This is a genomic window from Streptococcus sp. 10F2 (genome assembly GCF_054331515.2).
In genome coordinates this window covers 1-12,133 of sequence record NZ_JBTGGE020000009.1, presented here as the reverse complement: position 1 = coordinate 12,133, position 12,133 = coordinate 1, and the positions used below count along the sequence as shown (strand labels likewise).

6 protein-coding genes and 1 pseudogene are annotated in these 12,133 nt (G+C 40.1%); 4 read left to right on the top strand and 3 right to left on the bottom strand.

Annotated features, from left to right (window positions below; all coding sequences use genetic code 11):
- Positions 1 to 589 precede the first annotated feature (589 nt).
- From ACXM1Q_RS03240 to ACXM1Q_RS03230, 3 genes and pseudogenes are all read right to left on the bottom strand, one after another.
- Entirely contained in the window at positions 590 to 1,249 is a 660-nt protein-coding gene (locus ACXM1Q_RS03240; RefSeq protein ID WP_458516133.1) for an HAD family hydrolase, read from the bottom strand.
- 1,139 nt (positions 1,250 to 2,388) lie between these two features.
- The gene (locus ACXM1Q_RS03235; protein WP_458516131.1) at positions 2,389 to 2,601 is read right to left on the bottom strand and encodes a hypothetical protein; all 213 of its coding nucleotides are present in this window, start codon (positions 2,599 to 2,601) and stop codon (positions 2,389 to 2,391) included.
- A 5-nt stretch (positions 2,602 to 2,606) separates the two neighbouring features.
- A pseudogene (locus tag ACXM1Q_RS03230) lies at positions 2,607 to 3,140 on the bottom strand (IS630 family transposase); the annotation flags it as partial.
- A gap of 322 nt (positions 3,141 to 3,462) precedes the next feature.
- On the opposite strand from ACXM1Q_RS03230, the gene ACXM1Q_RS03225 reads away from it, so the two are divergent.
- The 4 genes from ACXM1Q_RS03225 (at position 3,463) to ACXM1Q_RS03210 (ending at position 11,832) form a co-directional block, all read left to right on the top strand.
- Entirely contained in the window at positions 3,463 to 5,661 is a 2,199-nt protein-coding gene (locus ACXM1Q_RS03225) for a glycoside hydrolase family 68 protein (protein ID WP_458516129.1), read from the top strand.
- 155 nt (positions 5,662 to 5,816) lie between these two features.
- Positions 5,817 to 10,196, top strand: coding sequence for a PolC-type DNA polymerase III (locus ACXM1Q_RS03220; protein ID WP_458516127.1), 4,380 nt, complete (start codon positions 5,817 to 5,819; stop codon positions 10,194 to 10,196).
- Positions 10,197 to 10,344: 148 nt separating this feature from the next.
- Positions 10,345 to 11,583 (top strand): aminopeptidase, encoded by a 1,239-nt coding sequence (locus ACXM1Q_RS03215; RefSeq protein WP_458516189.1) that lies wholly within the window; start codon positions 10,345 to 10,347, stop codon positions 11,581 to 11,583.
- Between the two features lie 9 nt (positions 11,584 to 11,592).
- Positions 11,593 to 11,832 carry a GlsB/YeaQ/YmgE family stress response membrane protein gene (locus ACXM1Q_RS03210; protein ID WP_135038043.1) on the top strand — a complete coding sequence of 80 codons (240 nt, stop codon included), beginning with the start codon at positions 11,593 to 11,595 and terminating at the stop codon, positions 11,830 to 11,832.
- Positions 11,833 to 12,133 lie beyond the last annotated feature (301 nt).

Here is a 12,133-nt window from a genome sequence, read left to right as displayed (position 1 = left end):
AGTACATCATCTCCACCCCCATTCAAAACTATATATAATCATTGTTATATAAATGTTTTCACTTCGAGATAAAACTAAAAATGTTACCGCTTACAATGTAAAGCATATCAAATTTAGTATTATTTGTAAAGTTTTATTATTAAGTTATTCGCTTAATTAAATATATATTTGTTTTAATTGATAAATCTAAAATCAAAGCATTCATGAAAACTTAAAAATAAGCACTCACTATTATCTAACAAAGTTTCTTGTCCATTTTTTGTCCGCCAAAATCCCTCAAAAATACTCATTTAACTCATTTTTCTGCTATCTAAAAATCGCTTTAAATCAATATTCTTAAGTATTATTTCAAAATTATTACAAAAAAATTCAGCCTGCAGGGGGCAGATGAATACAGACGAAAAAGCCTATTTTGTAGGCTTTTTTTGGTGTCTACGTGCCTTTTGTCCGCCGTGTGTCCGTTTGACTCAAAACTTTATAATTCAAGGATGCCTTTTTCTCGTTGTGACGAAGATATTCATTTCTACCTTTCAAAAAAATTTGATTTTGCATTATACAAAATCCAATCCTTGACGCATCACCAAATTGTTTATAAATTAGTAATAATATCGTATACCTGTCTCATATTTTCCACTCTCCAATTAGCTTTTGCATTAAAACGTGGTAGTCTGGAATCGTAATAACCGATTGTAGGAATCCCGGCAGTTGTAGAAGCTTCTATGCCAGAATACGAATCTTCAATAGCAATACAATTTTCAGCAGATAATGAAAGCTTCTCCAAAACAGAATAATAAATTTCCGGATTGGGCTTACTCTCCTTAAAATTTTCTCCACTTTCAATAACATCAAAAATTTGAAAAATAGTACAGTTTTCTAAAACTTCTCTAATATGTTGATACATTGATGAAGAAGCTACAGCTAACTTAATATTATTTGCTTTGGCAAACTGGATAATAAGCTTTATATCTTTACGAAATAATTTTTGATAATCTAAGTTCTTATAATGTTCCGTGCTAAAAGCCAGATACTCCTTTTCGATTTCCTCTAACGTAAACTGCTTTCCAATAAATTTTTGTAGTAGTCCATACAAACGATCATACGATGTTCCGACTATTTGAAGTAATTCAGCATCTTCAATTCTGATATCAGGATTACTTTTCTCTATAAAGTTTTTTTGTAACTGAAAATCATAATATTCAGTATCCACAATCACACCATCCATATCAAATATAATCGCCTTCAAATCCATACCAATACCATCCCCCTAGCTTTATTTTTAACAGATTTTAAATAGAGAATACTATTACTCATCTACATGATTTTTTCCAATCCATAGCAATCTTGAATAGATTTAATTTCATCAATAGATTTGAAATCAACGGTATGAATTTCAAATGAGACGTATACTCTAAATATCATTTCTAAACTTAAAAATTAAATAAAATCAGCGTAATTGGTGATATATTTTTGAAAAGAATATAATTAGGAGCCCGAAAATCATAGAAGAAAGAACAATTATTTCATTTCTTACTTGTAATAAATGTCGAAGAATTCCAACAAATAAAATAAAAAATAGCATGATAAAGATTGTGATTGCTTTTTTTAAAATCATATTATGCACCTCCCCAAAAAACAACTATAAATACGTTCCTTACTAAAGATAAGCACCTAAAAATTAAAATCCATATTATCAAAGAAAACAATACATCAATATAACGGAATCTAACAAGGAGTGACCAAGGCTTGAACTATATCATAGATAAGTGAGACATCGATAGTGGATTCACTTTGGCAAAGTATGTAATTTTCAGGAACTAGACACTCTAAGCAATAAAAACCTATTTGACTACGACTAGATTCTGAGCCAACTTGGCTAAACATAACTCCCTTCGTTCCAAACGTTTTCCTTATTTCTATTATACTACTTTATATAAGAAAAAGCCTCTAGAATACAGCCGTCTAGAGACTTTGTCTATCATCTACTTATGTTCTCCTTGCTCAAAATTTTAGATTTTTAATAACTATGTAATTTACAAAGCTCTAAAAACATCTATTTACTACTCTCTAATTGTAAATTTCATTATTTTTTTATTAAAAAAATCCAAATAGAAATCGAAAAATAAATTACAGCTGCAATTAAATAAATAAATTGTATCCCAATTCGACTACTTAAATAACTAAAAATCAACAGTGAACTAGATGAGGTAATTGTCAAAATTAATTGCCGTAAGGTATAAATACGACCAATGGAATAGTCTGGGGAATTATCCTGTATTAAAGATTGTTGAACTAGATCTCTGATTTGATATGGAATACCAATAAAAAAATTAATCATTAAAGCTAAAATACCAACTGTATTTATTGCATATATACCTGTAAAAATCGCAACTAATAAGGATGAAAAAATATAATTTTACCACCTAATTGAGCAATATTTGAAGAAAATTTAATACTGATTATACTACCTACTATTGAACCTACAAAATAAGCAGCCCCTTGAAATCCCCACCATTTTTCTGTTAAACCTAAAAAACTTGTTGTAAAGAACAAAAGAAAGGTTTGAGTCCAAATAACATTCGCAATTGATTCACAGGTATCCATAATAGTTATATTCCATAATTCTGGAATTCTAATACTCCTTTGATTTCAAAATCTGAATAAAGCCATTTTCTATGGACAATGCTTTTAAGAGTAGTCTTCCCCAAGCCTTGAATCACTTCTTGAAGCTTATCGATGACTGATTCCAATGTTTGAAAAGCTTTATTTTTAAATCCACGCTTGCGGATCTCACCCCAAACCTGTTCAATGGGATTCATCTCTGGGGTATAGGGAGGGATGAAGATAAATTCAATATTCGCAGGTATTTCAAGTGTTTGAGATTTATGCCAAACTGCATTGTCCATGACTAAAATAATGTATTCATTGGGATAAGCTTCTGATAATTGTCGTAAAAATTCATTCATCCAAGCAGTGTTACAGCCACCAGCTATGAGGAAAAAGGATTCTCCTGTATGTGCATCTACTGCACCATAACAGTACCGAAATTCTCTGATATGGTGGCTTGAGACAGTTGGACGATAGCCTTTAGGACTCCAACAAGCTCCTAGTTTGCTAATCCGACCAAAGCCCGCCTCATCTTGCACGGAGGTGTTTTCTTTTACCTTAAAATTATTTCATTTGACAACAGGAACTTTTGAAGCTGTTCTATAGGCTAAACCAAGGCTACGATTAGCCTTGGCTAGTTAGCCTAACAGCTCCAAACCTGCTATCAAATGAAATAAGGAATCGACATCAAGAAGTTAAAGTGCTTAAATTTCTAATAGGGTGGGGTGGCTAACTTCATTTTAGAACTTTCAATATCAATTTTCATGTAATAAACCTGTAAATTCTCTTAAATTTTATTGACAGTTTCCTAAAATTAAAATATAATGCGGAATATACGGTTTTTTTAGGAGAAGATATATGCAAAAGAAAATGCGTAAATCCAAGAAGAAATGGATTGTTGTAAGTGCGGCAACTGTAGGAATGCTCGCTGCAGGATCCTCCTCTGTAGTGGCCGCAGATGGTGTAGAAGTACCTGTTTCAGAACAACCAGTTGTAACAACTGAAGCATCTGAAGTGAAAGCAGTTGCAGAGGCAACTCCCCCAGTTTCAGATTCAAGTGCGAAGACAGAAGCTACGGAAGTGGCGAATCCTGTATCAGAATTAGCTGCTGTAGAAAATCCTACTGCTGCTAATTCTGAGGTTAGAGCTGAGTCTCTTAAAGAATCTGCTAAATTGGATACAGCAAGTAGTTCTGCTGCTAGTCAGCCGGTTTCACCAAATCCTGTTAAGCCTTTGGGTCAGTCTATGACTGCAAAAGAAGAGGCAGCGACTTTAGGATTGACAAATGAAGCCTATGCAATTGTGAAAGAAGCAGGTTTGGATCTGGCTCAATTATCAGATTCTCAGAAAATGGCCTTGAACCGCATGAGAAAGGATGTTCAGGCAACTTCTGGAAAACTTGTGACGTATAAGGAGTTTGAAGATATTGCAACTTCTCTCGTTAACCGAGATGCTAGATATGCAATCCCTTATTTTAATGCTTCACAAATCCAAAATATGCCAGCAGCAACCACACGTAATGCTCAAACAGGCCAGGTTGCAGATTTAGATGTTTGGGATTCTTGGCCAGTTCAAGATGCCAAAACAGGGCATATTGTGAATTGGAATGGTTATCAACTGGTCATTGCGATGATGGGATTACCCTATGAGAATGACCAGCATATTTACTTGCTATATAATAAATATGGCGATAATAATTTTGCCAATTGGAAAAATGCAGGTTCTATTTTTGGCTATAGTTTGAGCCCATTAACTCAACAATGGTCTGGCTCTGCGACAGTCAATTCAGACGGCACAATTCAACTTTATTATACGCATGTGGATACAAGTGATCAATCGAATCATCAACAGTTAGCGACAGCAACTCTTCGTTTAGCGGTTGAGTCAAATGATGTTGTTATTAAATCAGTTACGAATAATCGTGTTTTGACTCCGAATGGTGGAGATGGTTATTTTTACCAAAGTTATGCACAATGGACTCAAGGAGACCGTGGATTTGACAACATTGCCATGCGTGATCCCCATATTATTGAAGATGAAAAAGGGGATCGCTATCTTGTCTTTGAGGCAAGTACCGGTATGCAGAACTACCAAGGAGAGGACCAGATTTATAACTGGAATAACTATGGTGGAGATGCTCGTTACACCGTTAAGAGTCTGTTTAGTCTCTTAGAAAATGAAGGGATGTATAAAAAAGCAGCACATTCCAATGCTGCAATTGGGATTGTTCGTCTAGCTGGTAGCGAAAAACGTCCATATATTGCACAATATTATACACCCCTCATCAGTTCTCTTATGGTTAGTGATGAACTTGAACGTCCAAATGTGGTGAAATTAGGAGAGAAATACTATCTCTTTACGACAACACGTTTAACCCATGCTTCGAATCATCATATTCTTCATGCTGCAAATCAGGCAGTAGGAGACAATGTTTTGATGTTAGGCTATGTATCGGATAGTCTATTGAGTGGTTATAAGCCATTGAATGGTTCAGGGGTGGTCTTGACAGCTACTGTACCAGCAGATTGGCGTACGGCTACTTATTCTTATTATGCTGTGCCTGTGGAAGGTCATCAAGATCTCTTGTTGGTGACTTCTTATATGAGTAATCGCAGTGAAGTCGCTGGAGCTGGTAAAAATTCTACTATGTCTCCAAGCTTCTTAATCCAAGTTCTAGCAGATGGTCAAACGCGTGTATTGGCGTATATGACAGAGCAAGGAGATTGGATTTGGGATGAGACTAGTCAGTCAGACCGGATGATGGGAGATGAAAATACTTCTCGTTTGCCAGGGGAAGACTTTATTGTGGATTGGTCACGGATTGGTTACTATTCATATGGTCGAAATGGGCAATTGAAACAGATTTATCAGCCTAAATTGGAACCTGTAACACCGGTAACACCTATGAAAAATGTACCAGAAACTCCGGTAGCCAAGGTAGAGAAAGCTTTACCAAATACAGGTAGCAAAGATGGAGCAGCGATGGCAATGGCCGGAGCAACTGTTGGATTTTTAGCGACTCTTTCGACCGTGAAAGGACGTCGGAAAAAAGGATAGTGTTCCTTCTGAAGCAAGTTAGATATCCCTTTCTCAAAATTTTACGAAATAGCCTTGCTCATGTTTTACGAGCAAGGCTATTTGTTTGGTCACAGTCGGTGGATTTTTGTCCTTGTTCTAGCTCTGTGTTAAAATAGAAGGATACAGGAGGATGCATGGAAAATACATTTCAGCTTTTGATGAATCAAATTGCTTTGCCAGGAGAGTTTTTACGTTCTTCTTTGTTTCAGGGTGCAGAGCTAGATTCAGTAATCCTACATGAGAAGAGTCGGATTTGGGAGTTCACCTTTGTATTTGATGGAATTCTGCCAATTGAGGCTTATCGTGTTCTCAAGCAGCAATTATCAGAGGAGTTTTCTAAAACCGGTAATCAGGCGCGTTTTCGGATTCGGGCACGTGAGGTAGTTTTAGATCAAGACTTGGTGGAGGCTTATTATCGGGAGGCTTTTGAAGAGGGGCCTTGCTCGAGTCAAGGGTTTAAATCTTTGTTTCAGGCTTTAGAAGTAGTCCTAGATGGGGAAATTCTCTATCTCAAGGGGGCTGCAAATTTGGATATGGATCATTTTACCAAGAAGTATCTCCCATGTTTGGAGGAGTCTTTAAAGGACTTTGGTCTTGGTAAGTTGGCCTGTCAGCTACAGGTAGAGGATTCCTTATCTGAGGTAGAGCGGACTTTCTTTGAAGAGGAGCGGGCACAAGCGCTTTTGGCAGCTCAGGAGTCGTTGGCTTCGTTGGAACAATCTCTTCCTAAGGAAGTTCCGACACCTGCACCGGTATCAGATTATGGGCAACGGTCGACGTCAACAGTGGCTTTGGATAAGGCCGTAATTACACCGATGGTGGATGTTCAAGGTGAAGAACGTGGTCTGACGTTTGAAGGTTATGTTTTTGCTTTAGAGCAGAAGGTTATGCGCACCGGTCGCATTTTAATTTCTTTTAAGATGACCGATTATACTTCTAGTTTTGCCTTGCAAAAATGGGTAAAAAATGAAGAGGAAGCCAAGAAATTTGAGATGATTCGGAAAAATTCTTGGTTACGTGTTCGAGGGAATGTGGAGATCAATCAATATACTCAATCTTTGACGATGAATGTTCAACAAGTCAAGGAAATCAGCCACCATCCTCGGAAAGATTTGATGCCCGAAGGAGAAAAGCGGGTAGAGTTTCACGCGCATACCAATATGTCGACCATGGACGCTTTACCTGAGGTGGAGGAGTTGGTAGCAACAGCTAGTCGATGGGGTCATGAGGCTTTAGCAATCACAGATCATGGGAATGTGCAGAGTTTTCCGCATGGCTATAAGGCGGCTAAAAAAGCGGGTATTCGTCTGATTTATGGTATGGAAGCAAACCTGGTTGAGGATCGGGTTCCAATCGTTTACAATGAGCAGAACCTAGAGCTATCGGATGCGACATATGTGGTATTTGATGTGGAAACGACGGGTTTGTCGGCTGTCTACAATGATTTAATTCAAGTAGCGGCTTCCAAGATGCACAAGGGGAACGTCATTGCCGAGTTCGATGAGTTTATTGATCCAGGACATCCCTTGTCGGCCTTTACAACGAGTTTGACTGGGATTACTAATGATCATGTACGAGGGTCCAAGCCTCTAGAGCAGGTTTTGAGGGAATTTCAAGAATTCTGTGGAGATGCGGTTTTGGTGGCTCACAATGCGACCTTTGACGTAGGCTTCATGAATGTCAACTATGAGAAACATGGCTTACCCTTGATTAATCAGCCGGTGATTGATACCCTAGAGTTTGCTCGAAATCTTTATCCAGAATACAAGCGACATGGTTTGGGACCGTTGACCAAGCGTTTTCAGGTAGCCTTGGAACACCATCACATGGCCAATTACGATGCGGAAGCAACAGGACGCTTGCTCTTTATCTTTATTAAGGATGTAGCTGAAAAATTTGGTGTAACGAATCTCGACCAGTTGAATAAACAGGTCATCAATCCGTCTTCTTATCAGAAGGCGCGGGTGAAACATGCAACCTTATACGTACAAAACCAAGTAGGCTTGAAGAATCTTTTTCAATTAGTTTCCTTGTCGAATACTCATTATTTTGCGGGTGTTCCACGGATTCCGAAATCTGTATTGGAAGATTATCGAGAGGGCTTACTGATGGGGTCTGCCTGTCAGGAAGGGGAAGTTTTTGATACCCTTCTTAGCAAGGGGTTAGAGAAAGCGGTAGAAGTCGCGGCTCAATATGATTTTATTGAGGTTATGCCCCCTGCCCTTTACGCTCCTCTTCTAGCTCAGGAGCAGGTTCAGAGTGAAGCAGAAATTCAGGAGTTGATTCGGCAATTGATTGAGGTTGGTCGTCTAGCAGGGAAACCTGTTTTAGCGACAGGAAATGTTCATTACCTGGAGCCAGAAGATGCGATTTACCGAGAAATCATTGTCCGTAGTTTGGGTCAGGGAGCTATGATCAATCGCCCTATTGGTTATGGGGAAAAGGCTGAGCCAGCTCCTCTTCCTCAGGCTCATTTTCGAACGACCAATGAGATGTTGGATGACTTTGCCTTCTTAGGTCAGGAGTTGGCTTACGAGATTGTGGTGACCAATACTCAGAATTTCAGCCGTCAATTTGAATCGGTGGAGGTTGTTAAAGATGACCTTTATACGCCTTTTATTGAAGGGGCAGAGGAAGAAGTTGCCCGCCTGACTTATGAGAAGGCCTTTGAAATGTATGGGAATCCGCTCCCGGACATTGTGGATTTACGGATTGAAAAAGAACTTAAATCCATCTTGGGAAATGGCTTTGCCGTAATCTACTTGAGCTCGCAAATGTTGGTGCAGCGTTCTAATGAGCGTGGCTATTTGGTGGGTTCCCGTGGTTCCGTTGGGTCTTCCTTTGTAGCCACGATGATAGGAATTACGGAGGTAAATCCTTTATCTCCTCATTACTATTGTCCAGCGTGTCAGTATAGTGAATTTATTACGGATGGTTCGGTCGGTTCGGGATTTGACTTACCCAACAAGGATTGCCCAGAATGTGGTCATCTTTTGAAAAAGGACGGTCAAGATATTCCCTTTGAAACCTTTTTAGGTTTTGATGGGGATAAGGTTCCCGATATTGATTTGAACTTCTCTGGGGACGATCAACCTAGTGCTCACTTAGATGTTCGTGATATCTTTGGTGCGGAATATGCCTTTCGAGCTGGAACAGTTGGTACGGTGGCAGATAAAACGGCTTTTGGTTTTGTCAAAGGTTATGAACGAGACTATCAAAAGATGTATTCGGAAGCCGAAGTTGAGCGGTTGGCAATGGGAGCTTCAGGGGTCAAGCGGACAACAGGGCAGCATCCGGGTGGAATTGTTGTTATTCCGAATTACATGGATGTCTATGATTTCACACCAGTACAATATCCGGCGGATGATGTGACAGCGGAGTGGCAGACGACCCACTTTAACTTCCACGATATTGATGAAAATGTCCTGAAGTTGGATATTCTAGGACACGATGATCCGACGATGATTCGGAAATTACAGGATCTATCAGGAATTAATCCACAGGATATTCCAGCGGATGATCCAGGGGTTATGGCTCTCTTTTCTGGTACGGAGATTCTAGGTGTAACCGAGGAGCAGATTGGTACGTCTACGGGGATGCTAGGGATTCCAGAGTTTGGAACCAATTTTGTCCGGGGAATGGTGGATGAAACCCATCCGACAACCTTTGCGGAGTTGTTACAATTGTCGGGCTTGTCCCATGGAACCGACGTTTGGTTGGGAAATGCCCAGGACTTGATTCGTCAAGGGATTGCGGACTTGTCAACTGTTATCGGTTGTCGAGATGATATCATGGTTTACTTGATGCACAAGGGCTTGGAACCCAAGATGGCCTTTACCATTATGGAGCGTGTGCGGAAGGGGCTCTGGTTGAAGATTTCTGAAGAAGAACGCAATGGTTATATTGAGGCTATGAAGGAAAACAATGTGCCAGAATGGTATATTGAGTCATGTGGGAAAATCAAATACATGTTCCCGAAAGCCCATGCGGCAGCTTACGTAATGATGGCTCTGCGGGTAGCCTACTTTAAGGTTCACCATCCTATCTATTATTACTGTGCCTACTTCTCTATTCGTGCCAAAGCCTTTGAGTTAAAAACTATGTCTGGTGGGCTAGAGACTGTGAAGGCTCGGATGGAAGATATCCGCGAAAAACGGAAAAATAATCAGGCTACTAATGTCGAAAATGATCTTTACACGACCCTGGAATTGGTCAATGAGATGTTGGAACGTGGATTTGTCTTTGGCAAGCTGGACCTCTACCGTAGTCAAGCAACTGAATTTTTAATTGATGGGGATACACTTATACCACCGTTTGTTGCCTTGGAAGGTTTGGGAGAGAACGTTGCCAAACAATTGGTGACGGCGCGTGAAGAGGGGGAGTTCCTCAGTAAGACCGAACTTCGTAAACGGGGAGGCCTATCTGCTACCCTAGTCGATAAGATGAATGAAATGGGTATTTTAGGCAATATGCCCGAAGATAATCAGTTGAGCCTCTTTGATGATCTATTTTAAGAGATCTCGGTTATGTTACCTCTAAGTCAACTGGGGGTAAGAGACGGTTTAAGATAGGGGAATCAGATATTTGTGACGCAAGTGAGAATAAGCGTTTGGGTATAAAGAGGAGTTCAACTCAGCTTTGTAGGTCCTGTGTGGAAAGGAAATAAGAATGGAAAATTTTGAAAATCTTTTAAAAAAGTATGCGCATTTGTTATTGAAACGTGGGTTAAATGTACAAGAGGGGCAAATCCTCTTGATCAATGCGGAAGTTGAGCAAGTAGCCTTTACACGCATGCTGGTCGCGGAAGCCTATGCTCAAGGTGCAGGTCATGTCGTGGTTCAGTGGAGTGATCAAGCGATTCAGAAAGAAGAATTGATTCATGCAGATGAGAAGTTCCTGACAGAGATTCCGGATTACATCATCGCCCGTATGAACTATCAAATCGAGCATCGTGTGAGTCGCTTGGCTCTTCGCTCAATTGATCCAGACGGTTTGGCGGGAGTCCCAGAGGACCGGATGGCTCTGTCTGTTCGAGCAGCCAACCAAGCATTAGCTCCTATGCGGGAAGCAACTCAGTCCAATAAAGTTTCTTGGTTGGTGGCTGCGGCTGCGGGTCAGGCTTGGGCTGAGAAAGTATTTCCAGATTTGAGTCCAGAAGCAGCTTTGGAAGCTCTTTGGGATCAAATTTTTAAAACATGTCGGGTTTACGAAGAGGACCCTATCCAAGCTTGGATTGACCATGAAGAAAAATTGGAATCGAAGGCAGCTATTTTAAATGCAGAGCAGTTTACAGCCCTCCATTACCAAGCTCCGGGTACTGATTTAGTTCTAGGGATGCCTGAAAATCATCATTGGGAAAGTGCTGGTAGCCGGAACGAAGCTGGAGATTACTTCTTGGCTAATATGCCAACGGAAGAAGTTTTTTCTGCCCCAGACTACCGTCGGGCAGATGGTTATGTAACCAGTACGAAACCACTTAGCTACAATGGCACCATTATTGAAGGTATCAAGGTTCACTTCCAAGATGGTCTGATTACTAAAGTTGAAGCTAGTCGTGGTCAAGAAACTCTTGAAAAACTAGTATTTGAAAATCGTGGTGCTCGTTCTTTGGGAGAAGTGGCCTTGGTTCCACACCAAAGTCCAATTTCTCAATCAGGTATTATTTTTTACAATACCCTTTTTGATGAGAATGCTTCAAACCATCTGGCTATTGGATCTGCCTATGCCTTTAGCGTTGAGGGGGGAACTGAGATGACAGTGGAAGAACGCCAAGCTGCTGGGCTTAACCAGTCCGATGTTCATGTGGACTTTATGATTGGTTCAGGACAAATGGACATTGATGGTATTCGACCAGATGGCAGCCGTGTTCCAATCTTCCGTCAAGGAGAATGGGCTATCTAGGAGGTGTTTATGATTATTTCACTCATAACTGGTTTTTTAACCGGTTTGGTTGCGACAGCTCTAACCAACCGAGATGACCGGATGGGATGTATCGGTAATATTTTAATTGGCTGGTTGGGTTCTTGGCTTGGTCAACTACTGTTTGGTAGTTGGGGACCGACACTTTGGGGAGTACCTTTTATCCCAGCTATTCTTGGCTCTTGTATCTTACTCGTTCTCTTTGTCAAACGAAATGATTTTAGGAGATAAGCTTAGAAATAGCGATGACTAGCCTGCGGGTCAGAGGTTTTATGGATCGGGGTGGAATTATCCACTTCTGATAGATGAAACTGGAATCCTATAGATAGGTCGCTTACATGAGCTCGTTGAGAAATAACTGTCCACCTACAAGTGTGACGGTTATTTCTTTTTTGGTTGGACTAGCTGAGAGGCTGCAACATTCCCTTGTTAATCTGAATGGTTAGATAAACTAGCTGTATCGATTTAGATGGAAGTTATTGCCGATACTTTATCTGAATGTAGCTGATGAGTGATACGTTACAATTCTTCC

Excerpts from the sequence above, each read along its gene's own strand:
- ACXM1Q_RS03240 (WP_458516133.1), bottom strand. The coding sequence starts at position 1,249 with ATGGATTTGAAGGCGATTATATTTGATATGGATGGTGTGATTGTGGAT.
- ACXM1Q_RS03235 (WP_458516131.1), bottom strand. The coding sequence starts at position 2,601 with ATGGATACCTGTGAATCAATTGCGAATGTTATTTGGACTCAAACCTTT.
- ACXM1Q_RS03225 (WP_458516129.1), top strand. The coding sequence starts at position 3,463 with ATGCAAAAGAAAATGCGTAAATCCAAGAAGAAATGGATTGTTGTAAGT.
- ACXM1Q_RS03220 (WP_458516127.1), top strand. The coding sequence starts at position 5,817 with ATGGAAAATACATTTCAGCTTTTGATGAATCAAATTGCTTTGCCAGGA.
- ACXM1Q_RS03210 (WP_135038043.1), top strand. The coding sequence starts at position 11,593 with ATGATTATTTCACTCATAACTGGTTTTTTAACCGGTTTGGTTGCGACA.